The sequence below is a fragment of the Glacieibacterium arshaanense genome, from assembly GCF_004681125.1.
GTDB classification, from domain to species: domain Bacteria; phylum Pseudomonadota; class Alphaproteobacteria; order Sphingomonadales; family Sphingomonadaceae; genus Polymorphobacter_A; species Polymorphobacter_A arshaanense.
Genome location: NZ_SIHO01000001.1, coordinates 429244 through 448682 on the forward strand (window position 1 = coordinate 429244; position 19439 = coordinate 448682).

18 protein-coding genes and 1 tRNA gene are annotated in these 19439 nt (G+C 65.6%); 10 read left to right on the forward strand and 9 right to left on the reverse strand.

Translation table 11 applies throughout. The features are described 5' to 3' along the window. Window positions 1-5: 5 nt before the first annotated feature. The 3 genes from argF to EUV02_RS02015 form a co-directional block, all read right to left on the reverse strand. Complete coding sequence (gene argF / locus EUV02_RS02005) at window positions 6-932, reverse strand: ornithine carbamoyltransferase (RefSeq protein WP_135244545.1); 927 nt, start codon at window positions 930-932, stop codon at window positions 6-8. A 4-nt stretch (window positions 933-936) separates the two neighbouring features. Continuing rightward, window positions 937-2136, reverse strand: a complete 1200-nt coding sequence (locus tag EUV02_RS02010; protein WP_135244546.1) for an aspartate aminotransferase family protein — start codon at window positions 2134-2136, stop codon at window positions 937-939. Between the two features lie 144 nt (window positions 2137-2280). Then, window positions 2281-2889 (reverse strand): glutathione S-transferase N-terminal domain-containing protein, encoded by a 609-nt coding sequence (locus EUV02_RS02015; RefSeq protein ID WP_135244547.1) that lies wholly within the window; start codon window positions 2887-2889, stop codon window positions 2281-2283. Window positions 2890-2978: 89 nt separating this feature from the next. Here EUV02_RS02015 and EUV02_RS02020 point away from each other — a divergent pair, with 89 nt between their 5' ends. After that, window positions 2979-3590, forward strand: coding sequence for a TetR/AcrR family transcriptional regulator (locus tag EUV02_RS02020; protein ID WP_135244548.1), 612 nt, complete (start codon window positions 2979-2981; stop codon window positions 3588-3590). Here the strand turns inward: EUV02_RS02020 and EUV02_RS02025 are convergent. Beyond that, window positions 3587-4522 carry an alpha/beta hydrolase gene (locus tag EUV02_RS02025; RefSeq protein ID WP_166430458.1) on the reverse strand — a complete coding sequence of 312 codons (936 nt, stop codon included), beginning with the start codon at window positions 4520-4522 and terminating at the stop codon, window positions 3587-3589. The genes EUV02_RS02020 and EUV02_RS02025 overlap by 4 nt on opposite strands. Then, a complete protein-coding gene (locus tag EUV02_RS02030) occupies window positions 4519-5301 on the reverse strand; it encodes an ABC transporter permease (protein WP_135245339.1) in 783 nt (260 codons plus the stop codon). The genes EUV02_RS02025 and EUV02_RS02030 overlap by 4 nt, the downstream gene beginning before the upstream one ends. A 146-nt stretch (window positions 5302-5447) precedes the next feature. On the opposite strand from EUV02_RS02030, the gene EUV02_RS02035 reads away from it, so the two are divergent. Continuing rightward, window positions 5448-5984 carry a GcrA family cell cycle regulator gene (locus EUV02_RS02035; RefSeq protein WP_135244550.1) on the forward strand — a complete coding sequence of 179 codons (537 nt, stop codon included), beginning with the start codon at window positions 5448-5450 and terminating at the stop codon, window positions 5982-5984. A 266-nt stretch (window positions 5985-6250) separates the two neighbouring features. On the opposite strand, the gene EUV02_RS02040 is transcribed toward EUV02_RS02035, so the two are convergent. Continuing rightward, a complete protein-coding gene (locus EUV02_RS02040) occupies window positions 6251-8017 on the reverse strand; it encodes a PHA/PHB synthase family protein (protein ID WP_135244551.1) in 1767 nt (588 codons plus the stop codon). Window positions 8018-8182: 165 nt separating this feature from the next. Here EUV02_RS02040 and EUV02_RS02045 point away from each other — a divergent pair, with 165 nt between their 5' ends. The 8 genes from EUV02_RS02045 (at window position 8183) to EUV02_RS02080 (ending at window position 15735) form a co-directional block, all read left to right on the forward strand. Continuing rightward, on the forward strand, window positions 8183-8425 hold the full coding sequence (locus EUV02_RS02045; protein WP_135244552.1) for a hypothetical protein: 243 nt from the start codon (window positions 8183-8185) through the stop codon (window positions 8423-8425). Between the two features lie 196 nt (window positions 8426-8621). After that, window positions 8622-9836: an LL-diaminopimelate aminotransferase gene (locus EUV02_RS02050; protein ID WP_135244553.1), complete on the forward strand. Its 1215-nt coding sequence runs from the start codon at window positions 8622-8624 to the stop codon at window positions 9834-9836. A 23-nt stretch (window positions 9837-9859) separates the two neighbouring features. Further along, entirely contained in the window at window positions 9860-10516 is a 657-nt protein-coding gene (locus EUV02_RS02055; RefSeq protein ID WP_135244554.1) for a TonB family protein, read from the forward strand. A 138-nt stretch (window positions 10517-10654) separates the two neighbouring features. After that, window positions 10655-11332 (forward strand): TonB family protein, encoded by a 678-nt coding sequence (locus EUV02_RS02060; RefSeq protein ID WP_166430459.1) that lies wholly within the window; start codon window positions 10655-10657, stop codon window positions 11330-11332. 97 nt (window positions 11333-11429) lie between these two features. After that, entirely contained in the window at window positions 11430-12722 is a 1293-nt protein-coding gene (locus EUV02_RS02065) for a homoserine dehydrogenase (protein WP_135244556.1), read from the forward strand. Window positions 12723-12794: 72 nt separating this feature from the next. Next, entirely contained in the window at window positions 12795-13784 is a 990-nt protein-coding gene (gene glpX, locus EUV02_RS02070) for a class II fructose-bisphosphatase (protein WP_135244557.1), read from the forward strand. A 102-nt stretch (window positions 13785-13886) separates the two neighbouring features. Beyond that, a complete protein-coding gene (gene recJ, locus EUV02_RS02075) occupies window positions 13887-15641 on the forward strand; it encodes a single-stranded-DNA-specific exonuclease RecJ (RefSeq protein WP_135244558.1) in 1755 nt (584 codons plus the stop codon). 19 nt (window positions 15642-15660) lie between these two features. Continuing rightward, a tRNA-Glu gene (locus EUV02_RS02080) sits at window positions 15661-15735 on the forward strand. 318 nt (window positions 15736-16053) lie between these two features. On the opposite strand, the gene EUV02_RS02085 is transcribed toward EUV02_RS02080, so the two are convergent. From EUV02_RS02085 to EUV02_RS02095, 3 genes are read right to left on the reverse strand one after another with little or no spacing between them, the layout of a single operon-like run. Beyond that, complete coding sequence (locus tag EUV02_RS02085) at window positions 16054-17304, reverse strand: cytochrome P450 (RefSeq protein ID WP_135244559.1); 1251 nt, start codon at window positions 17302-17304, stop codon at window positions 16054-16056. A gap of 36 nt (window positions 17305-17340) precedes the next feature. After that, a complete protein-coding gene (locus EUV02_RS02090) occupies window positions 17341-18465 on the reverse strand; it encodes an acyl-CoA dehydrogenase family protein (RefSeq protein ID WP_166430460.1) in 1125 nt (374 codons plus the stop codon). A 42-nt stretch (window positions 18466-18507) separates the two neighbouring features. Then, the gene (locus EUV02_RS02095) at window positions 18508-19425 is read right to left on the reverse strand and encodes an alpha/beta hydrolase (RefSeq protein WP_135244561.1); all 918 of its coding nucleotides are present in this window, start codon (window positions 19423-19425) and stop codon (window positions 18508-18510) included. Window positions 19426-19439: the final 14 nt, after the last annotated feature.

Sequence of the window (19439 nt, forward strand, 5' to 3'; positions counted from 1 at the left end):
CGCGCTCAAATCTTGCCCAGACACCAGAGCAGGATCGATTTCTGCACGTGCAGGCGGTTTTCGGCTTCGTCCCAGACCGCCGACTGCGGGCCGTCGATGACCGCGTCGAGCACTTCTTCGCCGCGGTGCGCGGGTAGGCAGTGCAGGAACACTGCGCTGGGGGCTGCGGCCGCCATCAGCAGCGGCGTCACCTGAAACGGCGTCATCGCGGCGATCTTGTCCTTGGTTTCGCTTTGCCCCATCGACACCCAGGTATCGGTGACGACGACCTGGGCGTTTTCGACAGCGGCCTTGGCGCTGCGCACCAGTTCGATGTGGCCGCCGCGCGCGCTAGCGGTGGCGACGACCGCCTGATCGGGGTCATAGCCGTGCGGGCAACCAAGGCGCAGTTCGAATCCCAGCACGCTGGCGGCTTCGATCAGCGAGTGCGCCATGTTGTTGCCATCGCCGACATAGGCCCAGCAGGTGTCTTCGACGGGGCGGCCAAGGCGTTCTTCGACCGTCATGATGTCGGCCATCGCCTGGCAAGGGTGCGACAGGTCGGTCAGCCCGTTGATGACAGGGACCGTCGCGGCGCCCGCCATCGTTTCGATGACGGCGTGGTCGCCGGTGCGCAGCATGATGGCGTCGACCATCCGCGACAGCACGCGCGATGTGTCGGCGACGGTTTCGCCGCGGCCGAGCTGGGTGTCGCCGGACGCCGTGATGATCGTGCTGCCGCCGAGCTGGCGCATCGCGAGATCGAAGCTGAAGCGCGTGCGCGTCGACGGCTTTTCGAAGATCATCGCCAGCATGCTGCCGGTCAGCGGTGCATCGGCGTCGGGCAGTGCTTTGGGTTTCCCGCTACGTGCCGCCTTGCGGGCATGCGCGTCATCGAGAATCGCCCGCAGGCCGGCGCGACCGGCGCCGGCAAGGTCGAGAAAGTGGCGCATCGCCTTACGCTGCCGCCGGGCGCTGGTATGCCGACGCGGCTGCCGACAGCTTTTCGACGCATTCGCGGATGTGGCTTTCGTCGATAATCAGCGGCGGCAGGATGCGCACGACATTGTCGGCGGCCGCGACCGTCAGGACGCCATGGCTGCGTGCGTAGTTGACGAAGGCGCGGCTGTCGGACTTCATCTTGATGCCGAGCATCAGCCCGACGCCGCGGACGTCTTCGAACAGATCGTCATGGTTGGGGATCATCTGCTCGAGCGCCTGGCGCAGGCGGTCGCCCATGGTGCGGACGTTTTCGAGGAACGCCGGCTCGGCGACGACATCGAGCACCGCTTCGCACGCCGCCATGCCGAGCGGATTGCCACCATAGGTCGAACCATGCGTGCCGACGACCATGCCGCTCGCGGCCTTTTCGGTGGCGAGGCAGGCGCCGACGGGGAAGCCGCCGCCGATGCCCTTGGCGATTGTCATGATGTCGGGCGTGACGCCGAAATATTCATAGGCGAACAGGTGACCGGTACGGCCGACGCCGCACTGGACTTCGTCGAAAATCAGCAGTGCGCCGTGCTTGTCGGCGAGGTCGCGCAGGCCCTGCAGGAAGGCCTTCGAGGCCGGACGCACGCCGCCTTCGCCCTGGATCGGCTCGACCATGAAGCCGCCGACGCTATCGGCCAGCGGGCCGTTCATGAAGTCTTCGACCGCGGTCAAATCATCGAACGGCAGCACGGTGAACCAGTCGGGCAGCGGCTCGAAACCGCCGCGCATCTTTTCCTGGTTGGTCGCCGAAATCGCCGTCATCGTGCGGCCGTGGAAGGCGTTCGAGAAGGTGACGATGCGGTATTTTTCGGGGTGGCCTTCGACGAACTGGTGACGGCGGCAGGTCTTGACCGCGCATTCGATCGCCTCGACGCCCGAGTTGGTGAAGAACATCGTGTCGGCAAAGGTCAGCCCCACCAAACGTTCCGCCAGATGCGCCTGGGCCGGGACCTTGTAGAGGTTCGACACGTGCATCAGCGTCGCGGCCTGCTTCTGGATGGTGCCGATCAGGTGCGGGTGGCTGTGGCCCAATGCGTTGACGGCGATGCCGGCGGCCATGTCGAGCCATTTGTTGCCGTCGGCGTCGAACAGATAGCAGCCTTCGCCGCGGACGGGTTCGACTTCGCAACGACCGTAAACGGGCATCAGGGGGGTAATGGCCATGGCTTCAACTCCGGCGGGCTTGCACCAACGCAAAAAGGCGGCCCCATTGGCCGCCCGTCCATGATGCGCCTTTAGCGAGTCTGGGAAGGCTTCTCAACCCCTAGCGAACCCCCCGGCGCGTCGCGCGCCGGGGGAGGGGGAGGGTCAACGCAGCGCCAGTTCGTCGCCGAGCGCGCGAGCGACGGCGGGGCGGGCGCGGATGCGGTCGCGGAACGCCGCGAGCACCGGCCAGGCGCTGAGGTCGATGCCGGCGGGCTCGCACCAGCCGAGCATGGTGGTCAGGTAAATGTCGCCGATGCTGAAGCTGTCGATCAGATAGTCGCGGCCAGTGAGGTGGCGTTCGAGCAGGTCGAACTTGGGCTGCAGGCGGATTTTGGCGAACGCCTTGGCGTCGGGGGTCGAGGCGGGGTGGAACATCGGCACGAACACCGCGCTGTGGACCTCCGAGCACAGCAGGTTGAGCCATTGCTCAAGCGCGGTGCGCTGCGCGCTGCCGCGCGGCGGTGCCAGACCGGCCTCGGGGCGCAGGTCGGCGAGATATTGCAGCACGACGGGGCTTTCGGTGATGACGCGGCCGTCATCGGTAGCGAGCGCCGGCACCTGGCCCTTGGGGTTGATAGCGAAAAAGTCGCTGCCGTCGGCGAGCGTCTTGGTCATCAGCGTGACCTGGCTATAGTCGGCGTCCAACCCAAGTTCATAAAGCGTGGCGCGCGAGGCGAACGAGCAGGCGAGCGGGGCGAAATACAGGCGCATGGCGGGTCTCCCAAGGTGTTGTTGATATTTATACCATTTCGCATTAAATTGAGTCGGTCAAGGAATTTCATGCAAATCAGTACACAAATATGTTGACCCCCGCAGCGCGCCCGCGTGGTCGCCCGCGCAGCTTCGATGCCGATGCGGCGATGGCGCAGCTGATCGATGCGTTCTGGCAGGGCGGCTACGGCGCGACGTCGGTCGATGATCTGGCGCGCGCCAGCGGACTGGCGCGGCCGAGCCTGTATGCGGCGTTCGGCGACAAGCACGCGATCTACCTGTCGGCGCTCGACCGCGTCGGCCAGGGCATGGCGGCGCAGGTCGGCGCGTTGCTCGATGCCGAGCCCGATCTGTCTACGGCGCTGCGCGCGGTGCTGCGTGCTGCGACCGATGTCTATCTGGAAGGGCCGATTGGACCGCGCGGTTGCCTTATCGTCTGCACGGCGACCGCCGAGTCGGTGGAAGATCCGGTCATTCGTGCCAAGCTGGCGGAGGTGCTCGGTGCGATGGATGCGCTGGTCGCGGCGCGTTTCGAGCGTGCGCGGGTCGAGGGCAAGCTGGCACTGGGCATCGATCCGGCGCGGCGGGCGCCGCTTGTCGCGGCGACGATCCACAGCCTTGCCGTGCGCGCGCGTGCCGGCATGGACCGGGCGCTGCTCCAGACGATGGCCGACGAGGCGGCGGCGGTGCTGGCGCGCTAGCGCGCCGCCTTGACCATGTTGGTGACGGCTTCGATGACCACGTCGGGTTGGTCGCGCATCAGCAGGTGGCCGCTGCCCAGCACCATTTCGTTGCTGCCGGCGCTCGATTTTGCCGCAAGCGCGTCATGCGCCGCCATCCACGCCGCCAGTTGCGCTTGCGCCTGTTCGGTGAGCGGGCCGGTACCGCCGGGCGTCAATATGACCAACGGCATTTTGCCGTAGCTTTGCCGGCCGCGGCGGAGCTGGTCGGTGGTCGCGCCGGCGATCGCGGCATATTCGCGCGCCAGCGTCTTCCAATACGCCGGCGTCAGCATCAGCGCCGCGACCTGCTTGTCGAACGCCGAAGGTGCCGCCTTGGCGGGCGAATTGCAGCGTGACAGCTCGGGCAGCTTTGACGGCAGTTCGCGGCGCGCCGCTGCCGCCGCGCAGGCGTCATAGCGCGCCACGGTGGCGGCGACCTGCGCGCGCTGGCCATCGAACTGGCCCTCGACCGACGGGTCGAGCAGCACCATGCCGACGACGTTTTTTGGTTGCAGGTCGGCGAACAGCCGCGCCGTCATCGCCCCCGCCGAATGCGCGACGAGGATGTAGGGCGGGGCGATTTTGGCCGCCTTGAGCGTGGCGGCAAGATCGCGCGCCTGTGCCAGTCCGTCGCGCGGGCCCGGCGCCGGATCGCTGAGGCCCAGACCTGCGCGGTCATATGAACAGGTGCGGGTAAGTGTCGATAATGCCGGCTGGATCCTGTCCCAGGCGAAGCTCCACGCCTGGAAGCCGGCCTCCAATATGACGGTCGGGCTGCCGGTGCCGGTGCAGCGCAGGTTGATGTGGCGGCCGTCGGGTAGCGCCACCAGTCTGCCGGGCTGAACATAGCTGTCGAGCGGCCCGGCGGCGCCGAGAAGCAGCAGCAGCGCCGCTGCCAGCGCGGGCTTCACGCCTTGAGCCGCCATCCCGATTTGATGACGCGGTAGCTGGCCCACCACAGCACGATATTGACGCCGAGCAGCACCAGCGCGCCCTGCAGCAGCAGCCCGTCGGCGGCGCCGAGGAAGCCGAAGCGGAAGCCGTCGATGACATAGAAGAACGGGTTGGCGTGGCTGAGGATGGCCATCGTCGGGTTGACGCGGTCGATGGCGTAGAAGGTGCCCGACAGCAGCGTCAGCGGCTGGATGACGAAGTTGGTGATCGCGGCGCCGTGGTCGAACTTGTCGGCCCAGATGCCGGTCAACACGCCGATCAGCCCGAGCATGACGCAGCCCATCGTGCCGAAATACAGCACCGCGAGCGGGTGCGCGACGCCGACATCGACGCCCGGCGCAATCGCCATCGCCAGCCACACCGCAATGCCGACCAGCCAGCCGCGGGTGACGGCGCCCGCCACCCAGGACACCAGCAGTTCGCCGGGTGACAGCGGCGGCATCAGCACGTCGATGATCGAGCCCTGGACCTTGGCGACGAGCAGCGACGACATCGAATTGGCGAAGGCGTTCTGGATCATGCCCATGACGATCAGGCCGGGCGCGAGGAAGTCCGCATAGGGCACGCCGAGCACCTGGGTTTTGGCACGGCCCAACGCGATGGCAAAAATAACGAGGAATAACAGCGTGGTAATCGCCGGTGCCCAGATGGTTTGCAGCTGCACCTTGAAGAAACGCCTTACTTCCTTCAAATAGAGGGTCTTCAGGCCTTGCCAGTTGACCGACGGGATGACCATCTCGCCCGGTTCGCGGTGGCGGAACTGGTGGCCGTCGGAAGTCGGGGCCAACGGGGGCGCAATCGGGGAAAGTTCGGACATGCAACTGCCATAGACCGGCAGATGCATGGCTCGCAAGCGCCGGTGAACAGAGAGAGACATAGAGAATGGCGTGGACCGACGAACGAATTGAGACGCTGCGCAAGGGCTGGGAAGGCGGCAAGACCGCCAGCCAGATCGCCGAGGAACTGGGCGAAGGCGTCAGCCGCAACGCCGTCATCGGCAAGGCACACCGGCTCGGGTTGCAGGCGCGGCCGTCGCCGGTCAAGGGCGGCGAGGGCGAAGCTGTCGAGGCCGTCGCGGCCGCACCCGCCGCCAAGTCGCCCGCCGCACCGCGTGCCAAGCCCGAAGCCGTCGAAGCGCCGGTCCTCGCCGCACCTGTCGAAAAGCCCGCGCCGCGCCGTGCCACGAAGGTGGTCGCCAACTCCAAGCCGGCGAAGACGACGCTGCTCGACCTGTCCGAACGCGTCTGCAAATGGCCGATCGGCCACCCGGGTGAGCCGGACTTCCACTTCTGCGGCCAGCCGAGCAAGCCGAGCTTCCCGTATTGCGAGGAGCATTGCCTGGTGGCGTATCAGGCGCAGCTGCCGCGGCGCGACCGTAGCAGGCCGCCGCCGCCGATGATGCCGGGGATGCGCCGCTAGCGCGGCCAGCGCCTAAGCCGAAAATCGCGCAGCAATTTTCGGCTTAGGCGCGGACTCGCGCAAGGCCGGCCGGCGGGGCAGCGGCTTTCGAGCCGCTGAGCCCGTCCGACGTGCGGGCTTTGCCCGCGCCCCTTACTTACTTGCCTTCTTCAACTTCGACCGCCGCATCCCCCTCACCCCGCCGCGCTGGAGCGCGAGTCGCCCTCTCCCTCAAGGGGAGAGGGGAGAAGAGCGCGGGCTTTGCCCGTGCCGGGCATCCTAAGCCGTCAAATGCGCTCCTTGACGTAACTCCCCGGCGCATCCTCAATCACATTCACCGGCACGCGTGCGGCAACCTTGCCCCCCGACTGCGGCGCCAGCCAAGCGATCCAGTCCGGCCACCAGCTCCCCTTATGCTCGGTCGCCCCGGCAACAAACCCCTCCAAAGTCGCCGGCAACTTCTCATTCGTCCAATGGTTGTACTTCATCGCCGCCGGCGGATTGACCACCCCGGCGATATGCCCCGACCCCGCCAGCAGAAACCGCATCGGCCCGCTGAAATGCCGAGTGATTTCGTAAACCGACTTCGCCGGCGCGATATGGTCTTCCTTGCCGGCCTGAATGTAGCTCGGCGTTGTCACCGTATCGATGTCGATCGGCACGCCGGCCACGCTGATGCCACCGGGCTTCGCCAGCAGGTTGTCGCGGTACAGATCCTTCAAATAGGTCAGGTGCCATTTCGCTGGCACATTGGTCGCGTCGGAGTTCCAATAGAGCAGGTCGAACGGGAAATAGTCCTTGCCCAACAGGTAGTTGTTGACGACATAGTTCCAGATCAGGTCGTTCGAGCGCAGCAGGTTGAACGTCGTCGCCATTGTCCGGCCGTCGGTGAAACCGGTTTCAGCTGCCGCGGCCTCAATCTTCTCGAGGTTTTCCTCGTCGACAAAGACCTTGAGGTCGCCAGCGTGTTCGAAATCGACCTGGGCTGTAAAGAACGTTGCGGTGCGCACCGTGGCGTCGGCGCCGGTGGCCTTGAGATAGGCGAGCGTAGCCGCCAGCGTCGTGCCGGCGACGCAGTAACCGATGGTGTGCGTCGCAGGCGCGCCGGTGATGTCGAGCACCTTGCTGATCGCGGTCATCTGGCCTTCGCCGACATAGGTGTCGAGCGTGGCGTCAGCCAGGCTGGCGTCGGCGTTTTTCCAGCTGACGACGAATACCGTCAGCCCCTGCGCCACGGCCCAGCGGATGAAGCTCTTTTCGGCGGTCAGGTCGAGGATGTAATATTTGTTGATCCACGGCGGGAAGATCAGCAGCGGGATTTCAAAGACTTGCGCGGTGGTCGGGCTATACTGGATGAGCTGGAACAGCCGGTTCTGGAACACCACCTTGCCCGGCGTGATCGCGACATTGCGGCCGACTTCGAACGCGTCCTCGTCGGTCAGCTTCATGCGGCCGGCCTTGATGTCATCGAGCATGTGCTCGAGGCCCTTGACCAGATTGGCGCCGCCCGATTCGGTGGTGGCCTTCAACACCTGCGGGTTGGTCAGCAGATAGTTCGACGGGCTCAATGCATCGACGAACTGCTTGGTGTGGAACAGCAGCTTCGCCTTGACTTCCTCATCGAGCTCGGTGTCGGCGGCGAGGCCGGCGGTGCCCGACAGGATGTAGTTCGACGTCAGCAGGTATGACTGGCGCAGGAAATCGAACACCGGCAGCTTCGACCAATCCTCGGCGGCGAAGCGCTTGTCCTTGATCGCGGCAGCAGGGCTGTCCTCCGCATGGCCGGTGGCGAACGCCTGCCAGAGCTTGGCGGTGTCGGTCCAGTATTTGGTCTGCAGCTCGACGAACTTCGCGGGGTTCTTGGCGAGTGCGCCGGCAATTTCGGCCCAGCCTTCGAACAGGCCGCCGGGGTAGGGGTTGGCGGGCGGCTTGCTCGCCTCGCGCGCCATGAACGCCATCATCAGCTTCTGGCTTTCGCCGAGCAGCTGGCCCCAGCGCTGCAGCGTTTCGGCGGGCGCCGGCAGTGTCGGTTCCGCGGGGTCGGTGGCCGTCATTTAGTGTCTCCGGAGTCGTTCGGGCAGAGGGGCACCGTCATTCTGGACGGTTGCGAGGGTCGAGACAAGCAACTGTCAAATCTATACTTGGCGACACCACACTTGGCGTCGTAGGATATGCGCTGCACCGTGCGACAGGGCCGGTGCCCGAACGGGAGAATGAACATGAAGTTTGCACTGATTGCTGTCGCCGCGGTTCTGGCGTCGGCGCCGGCACTCGCCCAGACCCCGCCTGCCGAGGCACCCAAGCTGCCGTATTGCAGCGCCAAGATCACCGACAGCTGCCAGCAGACCGCTGCCCAGCAGGCCCGCGCGATGACCGGCGAACAGGCCGACAAGCGCGATGCCAAGACCGGCACCTGGACGCCGAACAAGCGCGCCACGCCGGCCGCACCGCAGCCCAAGTAAGCTGTAGACGCCATCAACGCCCGTCCGGTGCCGCATGGCGGTGCCGGGCGGGCGTTTTTGTATCTGCCGCAGTTTGCGGGGCAAATGCTCGCAATCGCGGCGCGCATGTGGCAAACGCCATGCAACGCCGCGCGCGCGGTGCCTGTTGCAACCGATTGACCTGAAACTTACCCACCTGAACTGAAAGCCCAAGTCGATGTCCGAAGAGTTCTACCGCATCCGCCGTCTGCCGCCCTATGTCATCGCCGAAGTCAACGCGATGCGGGCCGCGGCGCGCGCGCGCGGGGACGACATCATCGACCTCGGCATGGGCAACCCCGATCTGCCGCCGCCGCCGCATGTCATCGAAAAGCTCTGCGAAGTCGCGCGCAACCCCGACGCACACGGCTATTCGGCCTCCAAAGGCATCCCCGGCCTCCGCAAGGCGCAAGCCGGCTACTACGGCCGCCGCTTCGGCGTCGAAATCGACGCCGAAACCGAAGTCGTGGTGACGCTGGGGTCGAAGGAAGGCCTGGCCAACCTCGCGCAGGCGATTACCGCGCCCGGCGACGTCGTGCTGGCACCTAACCCGAGCTACCCGATCCATACCTTCGGCTTCATCATCGCCGGCGCGACTATCCGCTCGATCCCGACCAATCCGGGGCCGGGGTTCTTCGACAGCCTCGAACGCGCAGTCAAGTACACCGTGCCCAAGCCGAGCGTCATGGTCATCGGCTATCCGTCGAACCCGACCGCCGAAGTCGTCGACCTGGCGTTTTACGAAAAGGTCGTGGCGTTCGCCAAGGAGCACAACATCTGGGTGCTGAGCGACCTCGCCTATTCGGAACTTTACTATGACGGCTGCCCGACGCCGTCGATCCTGCAGGTGCCCGGCGCCAAGGATGTCGCGGTCGAATTCACCTCGATGTCGAAGACCTATTCGATGGCGGGCTGGCGCATCGGCTTCGCGGTCGGCAACAAGACGCTGATCGCGGCGCTGACGCGGGTCAAGTCTTATCTCGACTACGGCGCGTTCACGCCGATTCAAGCGGCTGCCGTCGCCGCCATCAATGGCCCGCAGGATATCGTTGCCGCCAACCGCGCACTTTACCAACGCCGCCGCGACGTGCTCGTCGAAAGCTTCGGCCGCGCCGGCTGGGAAATCCCGTCCCCGCGCGCCAGCATGTTCTGCTGGGCGCCGTTGCCGCCGGCACTCGCGCACCTCGGTTCACTGGAATTCACCAAGCAGCTGCTCACCCACGCCGGTGTCGCGGTAGCCCCCGGCGTCGGCTACGGCGAGGAAGGCGAAGGCTATGTCCGCATCGCCATGGTCGAAAACGAACAGCGCATCCGGCAGGCTGCCAAGGGCGTGAAGCGTTATCTGCAGAGCATGGGCGTCAACACCCCAGCCAAGGGCGCGACGGGAGGTTGAGCGCTGCGACAATACTGCGGGGGTTGGCGGCGACGCTTGTGTTTGCTGCTTTGATTGCGACTCCGCTGGTTGCAGCGACGTTGCAGGCGCCGCAGCCTAAAGGCGCTCTCTACAATCCCCGTGACTATCCGCAATCGGCGATGCGCAATGACGAGATGGGTGTCGCGCGTATCCGCGTCACTGTGTCACCGAAGGGCAAGCCGATTGACTGCGCAGTGATTTATTCGAGCGACACTGAAAGTCTCGACAAGGCGAGCTGCGCTGTGATGTTGGCGCGTGGCAGCTACACACCTGCGCAGGACGCCACGGGGCAACCGCTTTACGGTGTCGTCCGCAGGTTGGTCAGTTGGTCGTTCGGCCTGAGCAGCGCCAATCACCGCGCGTTCGAGGAACGGAATCAACCCTCAGATATCGACATTATTGTCACCGTCACGGCGCTGCCAGCCGGGCTGGTGGCACCTGTGGCTGTGATCGCCGATGTGCTCGTCACGCCTACTGGCCAGATCGCCGACTGCAACGCGGACGCTGGCGGCGCGGTTCCTGTTGAATTGGCGCAGCTGGCCTGCGTGCAGGCGAAAGCCTTGAGCCACGCAATGCCGGCGGTTGACCCAACGGGGGTGGCGGTCATGTCGGTTCAGCAGATCAAACTTGCCTTCATCACCGAGCCCGCAGCCAAGTAGCGTCGACGGCGCTTTGCGACGCGCTGCGCATAGGCTGGAGCCGGCGCAATAGCATGGTTGAATGTGCACAGCACATCCTGCAAGCTGCCAAGCGGCGACGGACGCCTAACCGAACAATCAGGGGAACCGATGGGTGCGATGAAGCCAATTGCCGCAAGTCTGTGGGCGGCGGCGGCGAGCGCCTTTCTGGCAGCACCCGCCGGTGCTGCAATCACCCCCGCGAAGCTGGTCGCATCGCCCTATACGGCGTGGGACTATCCGCAACTGGCGTCGCACAATTCGCAGATGGGCTATACGCGCATTCGCGTTACCGTGTCGCCGCAAGGCAAGCCGTTCGAATGCCTCGTCATCGCTTCGAGCGGGACCGCCAGCCTCGACGCCGCGAGCTGCGACATCATGCTCAAGCGCGGCCAGTTCACGCCAGCGCGCGATGACAAGGGCAAGTCAAGCTATGCGCTGTACGAGCAGACAGTGCCGTGGTTCATCGCGTTCAACGCCAAGGACATGCAGGCGCTGGAAGCCAGCTACCCCAAGCCCAACGACGCCGATATTGAGGTCAATGTCGCGCGCCTGCCGGCTGGACTGGCATCGCCGCTCGCGGTGATCGCTGACGTCATGGTGTCGCGCGACGGCAAGCTGCTGCAATGCGCCGCCGATGCCGGTGGCAGCGTGCCCGCCGCGCTCGCCAAGGCGGCGTGCGCACAGGTCGCGGCGCTGGTCAATTTCAAGACGGCGCTGGTTGATGGCCGCGCCGTGCCGTCGGTCCAGCAGGTCAAGGTGGTGTTCTTTTCGGAGCCACAAGCGGCGGCAAAATAGCCGGCGCACCCACCAATCCGACACGCCGATTGCGCTCGGCCCTTGCGCTTTGCGACAGACCTCGCAAAGGAAGCTGCTTAGTGTGAAGGACAGTTGCATGACCCAACCTCTCCGCGTCGGCCTCGCCGGCCTTGGCACCGTCGGCGGCGGCGTCATCAAGATTCTCGATACCAATGCCGCGCTGATCGAACGCCGCGCCAACCGGCCGATTGAAGTTGTCGCTATCAGCGCGCGCGACCGCTCGCGCGAGCGTGGTATCGATCTGTCGCGCTTTGCCTGGGTTGATGACGCGACGCAGCTCGCGGCGCGCGACGATGTCGATGTCGTGGTGGAGCTTATCGGCGGCGCCGATGGTCCGGCGCTGACGCTGGCACGCGAAACGCTCGACGCCGGAAAGTCGTTCGTCACCGCGAACAAGGCGATGCTCGCGCACCACGGCCTTGAACTCGCCGGACTCGCCGAAATCAAGGGTGCGGCGCTCAAATACGAAGCGGCGGTCGCGGGCGGCATCCCGGTCATCAAGGGGCTGCGCGAAGGCGCCGCCGCCAACGTCATCGAACGCATCTATGGCATCCTTAACGGCACCTGCAATTACATCCTTACCCGCATGGAAGCCGAGCGCTTGCCGTTCGGCGAGGTGCTGGCGGACGCACAGCGGCTGGGCTTTGCCGAAGCCGACCCGAGCTTCGACATCGACGGCATCGACGCCGCACACAAGCTGTCGATTCTGGCGAGCCTCGCATTCGGCGCACGCGTCGACTTCCCGCATGTTGCGTGCGAAGGCATCCGCGCCGTCGAAAGCGCCGATATCGACCATGCCGCCGCACTGGGTTTCCGTATCAAGCTGATCGGCCTCGCCGCAGCCGAAGGTGGTGCCTTGTTCCAGCGCGTCCACCCGTGCCTCGTCAGCCTCAAGCACCCGCTGGCGCATGTCGATGGCTCGCTCAACGCCGTGGTGGCGGAAGGCAATTTCGTCGGCCGCCTGCTGTTCCAGGGGCGCGGCGCCGGCGAGGGGCCGACCGCATCCGCGGTGGTCGCCGACCTGATCGATGTGGCGCGCGGTGAGTTCGGCCCGGCGTTCGCCATGCCAGCCGCCCGTCTGTCGAAGCTACCGCCTGCCGACCAGCTCGCGCACGAAGGCCGCTTCTACCTGCGTCTGACCGTTGCCGACCGCCCCGGCGTGCTCGCCGAAATCACCGCCGCGCTGCGCGATGCCGGCGTGTCGATCGAAAGCCTGATTCAGCGCGGGGTCGCGGCGAACGGCGGCGTTTACGTCGTCATGGTGACGCACAGCGCCGTCGAGCGCCAGGTGCGCGCGGCGCTGTCGGCACTCGCCGGCTCCGACAGCCTGACCGGCGCGCCGATGATGATGCACATCCTCGACTTTTAGAGCGGCGCGGTTTAGGCACGCGGCAAATTCATCTGCGGTGACATGCCGCAGCAGCAATCCCAGGGAGCAGCCATGAACTCGACCTTGCCGCGCAGCCAGACGCTCGACCGCGTTCTCGTCCTCGAAATGGTGCGCGTCACCGAATATGCGGCAATCGCCGCCGCGACGCAGATCGGCCGCGGCGACGAACACGCCGCCGACCAGGCCGCGGTCACCGCGATGCGCGACGCGCTCAACCAGCTGCCGTTCGATGGCACTATCGTCATCGGCGAAGGCGAACGCGACGAAGCGCCGATGCTGTTCATCGGCGAAAAAGTCGGCCGCGCGCAGGGCACCGGCCCGAAGATCGACATCGCGCTCGACCCGTTGGAAGGCACGACGCTGACCGCCAAGGCCGGGCCGAACGCGCTCGCTGTGCTTGCGGTCGCCGAAGAAGGCGGGCTGCTCAACGCCCCCGACGTCTACATGGACAAGATTGCCGTCGGCCCGGGCTACCCCGCCGGCGTCATCAATCTGGCGAAGTCGGTCACCGAAAACATCAACGCAGTGGCCAAGGCCAAGGGCGTTGCGCCGCGCGACATCATCGCCTGCGTGCTCGACCGCCCGCGCCACGAAGCGCTGATCAAGGAACTGCGCGCCATCGGTTGCGGCATCGTGCTCATCCCCGACGGTGACGTCGCCGGCGTCATCGCGACGACCAACCCCGATACCTCAATCGACATCTACCTCGGCAGCGGCGGCGCCCCCGAAGGCGTGCTCGCGGCTGCGGCACTGCGCTGTGTCGGCGGCCAGTTCCAGGGCCGGTTGATGTTCCGCAACGACGACGAGCGCGGTCGCGCACGCCGCTGGGGCATCGAAGACCTCGACCGGATCTATGGCCTCGAAGACCTTGCCAAGGGTGACGTCATTTTCGCCGCGACCGGCGTCACCGACGGCTCGCTGCTCAAGGGCGTCAAGCACCGCCGCGACGGCGTCACCACGACGCAGACCGTCGTGATGCGCGCCTCGTCGGGCACCGTGCGCTGGGTCAGCGGCGAACATCGTTTGGGTAACCGGGCTTAAGTTTTAAGAGCCTCCGGCGGGCAGGGGCTTGCCCCTGCACCCATTTGTTGCTTCTTCAATTGGGTGCAGGGCCCGAGGCCCTGCCCGCCGGAGGCTCTATACTTGGCCGTCTTCAACGTCATCCAATCGATCCTCGGCCATGAATGGGTCTGGCGCGGCGGCATTGCGCCCGACGTTGGGGCTTCGGGTGACGATGACCTGATCGCGCAACTGTTCCGCGCGCGCGGTGCCAACCCGCAGGACTTCGACCGGCTGCGCGCGCCGACGCTGCGCGACTGGCTGCCCGACCCGTCGATCTTCCGCGACATGGACTCGGCGGCGGCACGCATTGCCGATGCTGTCGCGGCGGGCGAAAACATCGTCATCTACGGCGACTATGATGTCGACGGCGCGACGAGCGCGGCGTTGCTGGTGCGGTTGCTGCGCGGTTGCGGCGCCACGGTCGGCTATTACATCCCCGACCGGTTGCTCGAGGGCTATGGCCCGTCAGCGGATGCAATGGTCGAGCTCGGCAAGGCCGGCGCGGCGCTGGTGGTGACCGTCGATTGCGGCATCCAGGGGTTCGAGGCGTGTGCGGCGGCGAAGGCGGCGGGCGTCGACGTGATTGTTGTCGATCACCACCAGGCGTCGACGGCGCTGCCGGTGGCGGTGGCGGTGGTCAATCCCAACCGGCTCGATGAAGATGCGGGTGCGGCTTACGGGCATCTCGCGGCGGTCGGCGTGGCGTTTGTGCTCGGCGTCGCGGTGTTGCGGACGTTGCGCGGGCGTGGGTGGTTTGAAGGCCGCAAGGAACCGCGGATTCTCGACCTTCTCGACATTGTCGCGCTCGGCACGGTGGCCGATGTCGTGCCGCTGACCGGGCTCAATCGCGCGTTCGTGACTCAGGGCCTCAAGGTCATGGCGGCGCGGCGCAACATCGGCATGAATGCGCTGATCGATGTCGCGAAGATCGAGCGCGCACCGACGCCGCATGATCTGGGCTTTGCACTGGGGCCGCGCATCAACGCCGGCGGCCGCGTCGGCAAGTCCGACCTCGGCGTGCGGCTGCTCAGCTGCGATGACCCTGATGAAGCGGCGGGACTGGCCGCCGAGCTCGACCGGCTCAACCAGGAACGCCGGATGATCGAGGCTGATGTCACCGAGCAGGCGCTCGAAATGGCGGCGGCGCAGGCTTTGGGGGCCGTGGCGGTGGTCGCCGGTGCCGGCTGGCACCCCGGCGTCATCGGTATCGTCGCCAGCCGCGTCAAGGACCGCATGCAGCGCCCGGCGATCGTCATTGCGCTGCAGGACGACGGCACCGCCAAGGGCTCGGGGCGCTCGGTGCCCGGCGTCGATCTGGGCGGCGCGGTGCTCGCAGCAAAGGACAGCGGCTTGCTGATCGCCGGCGGCGGCCATGCGATGGCGGCGGGGCTGACCGTCGAGACCGCGAAGATCGCCGCACTGACCGAATTCCTCGATGCGCGGCTCGGCAGCGAGGTCGCGCGGGTCGGCACGACACGGACGCTGTCGGTCGATGCCGCGCTGGCACCGCGCGGCGTCAATCTGGCGCTGACCGAGGCGCTAGATGCCGCCGGACCGTACGGGCAGGGCTGGGCGGCGCCACGCGTCGCCAGCGGGCCGTGGGTGATGGTCAAGTGCGACATTGTCGGTGAAAATCACGTGCGGGCGATTCTTTCGGGGGCCGACGGCGCGCGACTCAAGGCGATGGCGTTCCGCGCTGCCGACACGCCGCTGGGCGTCGCGATGGTCAGCGCCGGCAAGCGGCCGCTGTATCTGGCGGGCCGCGTCAAGCGCGATGACTGGGGCAAAACGGCGACCGCCGAGCTACACCTTGACGACCTCGCCTTTGCCGACTAATGCACCGGCTCCCGCTTACGGTCCCTTCGTCTAGCGGTTAGGACGCGGCCCTTTCACGGCTGAAGCACGGGTTCGATTCCCGTAGGGATCACCAAACAGCGGACTTCAGTTCTCAGCTTCATGGGGTTGCCGTGCCATTCGGCGAGCGACCGGCTGCGGCAAGCTTATTACCCCATTTTCAGATCCCCAGCATGTCCTGCTGCGTTGCCTGATTGATCGGCATAGGGTGTGACGACGGCGACGTCCGCGTCGTCTTTGGGGCCGGAAGCTGACAGGCAGCAATCGGCCCCGCAATTGTCAAAAGCGGACGTTAGTCTTGAGAATTAGCGCCCGAAGGCAGCCCGCATCGTTTGCAACCCCATCTTCGTTGAGGTTCCAGGCAGGGCGTGTCGCCGATATGAGTGCTCGCGGCTCAGCTGAAGAGCCGAACTGGCAACCGCTTCACGCCGCAAACGAAGTTGCTGCGTAGATACGCGGGGTCACCGGTGGCGCTAATGTCCGGATAGCGTCGCAGCAGTTCGGTGAGCAGGGCGCGGAGTTCGATTTGTGCCAGCCGGGCGCCGATGCAATGGTGGATGCCGGTGCCAAAGGCGAGATGCTGCCGGGCATTGCTGCGTCCGATATCAAGTGCATGCGGGTTTTCGAATACCGCCGGGTCATGGTTGGCTGCACCGTACAGCAGCGCGACACGCTCGCCTGCGGCAATTGTCTTGTCGCGCAGCTGCACATCTTCGACGGCAGTGCGGACCATATGGATGACCGGAGACGTGTGCCGCAGAATTTCCTCGACCGCATCGGGGATCAACTCGGCATTGGCTACCAGTTGCGCGCGTTGGCCGGGATGATCGGTCAGCAACATGACCGACCCGGTCAAGGCGTTGCGGGTTGTTTCGTTGCCGGCGGCGAACAGCGTGGCGCACATGCCATCGCGAGTTGCGTCGCTCAGCGGCTCGCCTGCCAGGGTACCATGCGCGATCAGGCTCATCAGATCGTCGCGGGGTTCTGCGCGACGCTTTTCGACGAGCCACTTGCCGTAGGCGAAGACCTCGAGGAAGGCCTGTTGCGCCTCGATGATATTGGCCGACATGTCGGGGTCTTCCGCGCCGACCATGCGGTTGGTCCAGGCGAGAATCTTGGGTTCGTCCTCGGCCGGCACGCCGAGCAGTTCGCACAATGCGCGGATTGGTACCGCACTGGCGACTTCGCTGACGAATTCGACTTCGGTTCGTCCGTCGAGGCTTTCGAGCAGCTCGGCGACAAATGTCCGGATGCGGTCCTCCAATATGCGCAGTCGCGCCGGCATGAACATGGGCATCAGGATGCGCTTGAAATCGCCGTGCTCGGGTGGGTCGTAGGTCAGGATGTTGCGACCGAGCGCCCGCAGCACCGCCGATGCCGCCGTATTTTCACCTGAGGCTGCGAGATTGAAGCCATTGGCGGACGAAAACCGGCGGGTGTCCCGGCTCACGGCCTGCACATCTGCGTGGCTGGTCAGGACATGGAATGGCAGCTGGCTGGGGCCGCCGGGATGCAAGTGGACGGGGTCGGTGCTGCGCAGCAAATCATAGGCTGCATGCGGGTGACCACCGACAAACTGCTCGAGATCGAGCATGTTGAATATTGCCGGCGTGCCATTCCGGACATCGGCTTGCGCGGTGTTCATGCGTGTTTTCCCTTGGCTAGAGCCGGCGCGCGGCAGTCACAGCAAGTCTGCCGGCGTGGGGTCCAGCCCCAGCGTAATCTTGCCGCCGATCTGGGCGGCGCGGTCCCAGTCAAATACGACATGGCCGCGCATCATCTGGACATCGCGCAGGTGGCGTTGCAGCGGCGAATCCAGAAAGCCCGAACTGGCGCCGGCAGCGGCTGCCATGGTGTTAATGGCAAGATTGGCCATGCGTACGACATCAGCGCTGGCAAGGCGGATCGCCGCCAGTGTTTCCACACCGATTGAATTGCCCTTGTGGCCTTCGCGTTCGAGCAGCGCGATGGCATCGGCCCAGACCAGCCGCGCCGCGCGCACCGTGGCGAGCGCCTCGCCAAGCCGCAGGTGCGTCGCCTGTGCATCACTTTGCTTGGCGCCACCGGTGTAGGCCTGAATCTTGGATTTCATGCGCGCCGTGAAACTGTCGAGCGCCCCCTCGGCCGCGCCGAGTGCCGGACTTGCCGCAACCAGTGCGAGCGCTGCCGACATGGGAAAGCCGACGTTGGAATTCGGGTGCAGTGCGTCGCCCGGCGCCACGCCGAACTTCAGATACACCGCGGCCATGGTGCGATGATCGGGAACGAAAACATCGCTGGCGACAATGGTGTTGCTGCCCGTCGCGGCCATGCCCGCAGTGTGCCAGATATCATCTACGGTGACATCGGCAATGGGCAGCACGCAAAAGCGCGGACCCATGGCGCCGGGTTCGATGCAGTTGACCATCACCCAGTCGGCATGGTTGACGCCGGTCGCCCATTCCCAGCGCCCGCCAATCCGGTAGCCGCCATCGACCTTTCTGGCCTGACCCGTCGGGGCGAGCGGTGCCGGCACCATCGGCACCTTGCCCTCGGCAAAGAGTTCGGCCTGCAATGCCGGCTCGAACTTGCACAACAGCCAAGCGTGCATCGCCAGAAACGACAAGGTCCAGGCGCTTGATGCACAGCCATGGGCAAGCCGCCGGGTGACGTCGAACAACTGACCGAGCGAAGCACCGCCACCGCCGCCGCTGACCGGGACGGCCATGGCGAAGAATCCTGCCGCTGCGGCTTCATCAATCGACGCCTGCGGCACCGATCGGTGCGCCTCGGCATCGCGGGCCCGGGCTGCGAGGCGCCCGGACATTTCGTCGGCCCAGTCCGGCCAGTTTGTTGCAGCTTGCATCAATCACCTCTGTCGTGGTCGGGCCGGATCGACGGGATTTGCCGGATAGCCCGCCTGTAGCTTCACGCTGTCCATCATCTGGCGCACCATGGCGACTTCGGCGTTGGCCCAGTCCGGCGGACTGGCAACGCGGCCGAGAAATCCGAACGCATCGATGAAGCGGGGTTCGAGCGACGGGCCAAGATGATCGGCGCCGCGTACTAGGCGGTATTCATGCGCGACGCCGGCATCGTACAGGATTCGGTGCAGAAACTCGGCGCCATGGTGCAGGAAGAACAGGTCGTGGTCGCCGGCTTCAAAATAGATTTCGAGGCCGGTCAAGCGCCCGGGTTCGGTGGCAGCGATGGTCGCTGGGTTGTTCGCGGCCCACCAATCGGTATCGACAGGCTTGCCGTAGATTTCTTCGAACAGCGCGTCGGACCGCCAATAGCGGTCACGCTGCTTGATGTCGTGAAATGCCAGCGCCGGCTCGATCGCCGCCTCGAGCACGGCCACAGCGGCGAAGCGGTCGGGATGCTTGAACGCCAATCGCAGCGCGCCCATCCCGCCCATCGAAATACCTGAGACGAACGTTCCGGTTCGGTCTGTCGCGATATGCGTATTGGAATGCATCCACGGCAGCAGCTCATTGAGGAGGAAGTCCTCCCAGTTAGCCGAGCCGTCGCGGAAGTTCATGTAGAACGAGCGCCCCGCCGACGGCATGACCGATACCATCGGTGGAATCTGCCCGCGCGCCATCGCCGTTTCGAGATAGGGCGCAACGTCACGCAGCCAGACATTCGACTGCCCGCCGCCATGAAGCTGGATCAGCAGCGGATACGGCTCCGCCCGGTTCGTGTCATAACCCGGCGGGTATGCGATTGTTGCGGGTATCGGCCCCGGCACATGGTTTGACGGGATCGCGACGTCTTCGAAATGCATCACGACAAAGTCGA

Excerpts from the sequence above, each read along its gene's own strand:
- EUV02_RS02050 (WP_135244553.1), top strand. The coding sequence starts at position 8,622 with ATGTCCGAAGAGTTCTACCGCATCCGCCGTCTGCCGCCCTATGTCATC.
- EUV02_RS02095 (WP_135244561.1), bottom strand. The coding sequence starts at position 19,425 with ATGCATTTCGAAGACGTCGCGATCCCGTCAAACCATGTGCCGGGGCCG.
- EUV02_RS02030 (WP_135245339.1), bottom strand. The coding sequence starts at position 5,301 with ATGGTCATCCCGTCGGTCAACTGGCAAGGCCTGAAGACCCTCTATTTG.
- EUV02_RS02090 (WP_166430460.1), bottom strand. The coding sequence starts at position 18,465 with ATGTCCGGGCGCCTCGCAGCCCGGGCCCGCGATGCCGAGGCGCACCGA.
- EUV02_RS02010 (WP_135244546.1), bottom strand. The coding sequence starts at position 2,136 with ATGGCCATTACCCCCCTGATGCCCGTTTACGGTCGTTGCGAAGTCGAA.
- EUV02_RS02085 (WP_135244559.1), bottom strand. The coding sequence starts at position 17,304 with ATGAACACCGCGCAAGCCGATGTCCGGAATGGCACGCCGGCAATATTC.
- EUV02_RS02040 (WP_135244551.1), bottom strand. The coding sequence starts at position 8,017 with ATGACGGCCACCGACCCCGCGGAACCGACACTGCCGGCGCCCGCCGAA.
- argF (WP_135244545.1), bottom strand. The coding sequence starts at position 932 with ATGCGCCACTTTCTCGACCTTGCCGGCGCCGGTCGCGCCGGCCTGCGG.
- EUV02_RS02020 (WP_135244548.1), top strand. The coding sequence starts at position 2,979 with ATGTTGACCCCCGCAGCGCGCCCGCGTGGTCGCCCGCGCAGCTTCGAT.
- EUV02_RS02045 (WP_135244552.1), top strand. The coding sequence starts at position 8,183 with ATGAAGTTTGCACTGATTGCTGTCGCCGCGGTTCTGGCGTCGGCGCCG.
- glpX (WP_135244557.1), top strand. The coding sequence starts at position 12,795 with ATGAACTCGACCTTGCCGCGCAGCCAGACGCTCGACCGCGTTCTCGTC.
- EUV02_RS02035 (WP_135244550.1), top strand. The coding sequence starts at position 5,448 with ATGGCGTGGACCGACGAACGAATTGAGACGCTGCGCAAGGGCTGGGAA.
- EUV02_RS02065 (WP_135244556.1), top strand. The coding sequence starts at position 11,430 with ATGACCCAACCTCTCCGCGTCGGCCTCGCCGGCCTTGGCACCGTCGGC.
- EUV02_RS02015 (WP_135244547.1), bottom strand. The coding sequence starts at position 2,889 with ATGCGCCTGTATTTCGCCCCGCTCGCCTGCTCGTTCGCCTCGCGCGCC.
- EUV02_RS02060 (WP_166430459.1), top strand. The coding sequence starts at position 10,655 with ATGAAGCCAATTGCCGCAAGTCTGTGGGCGGCGGCGGCGAGCGCCTTT.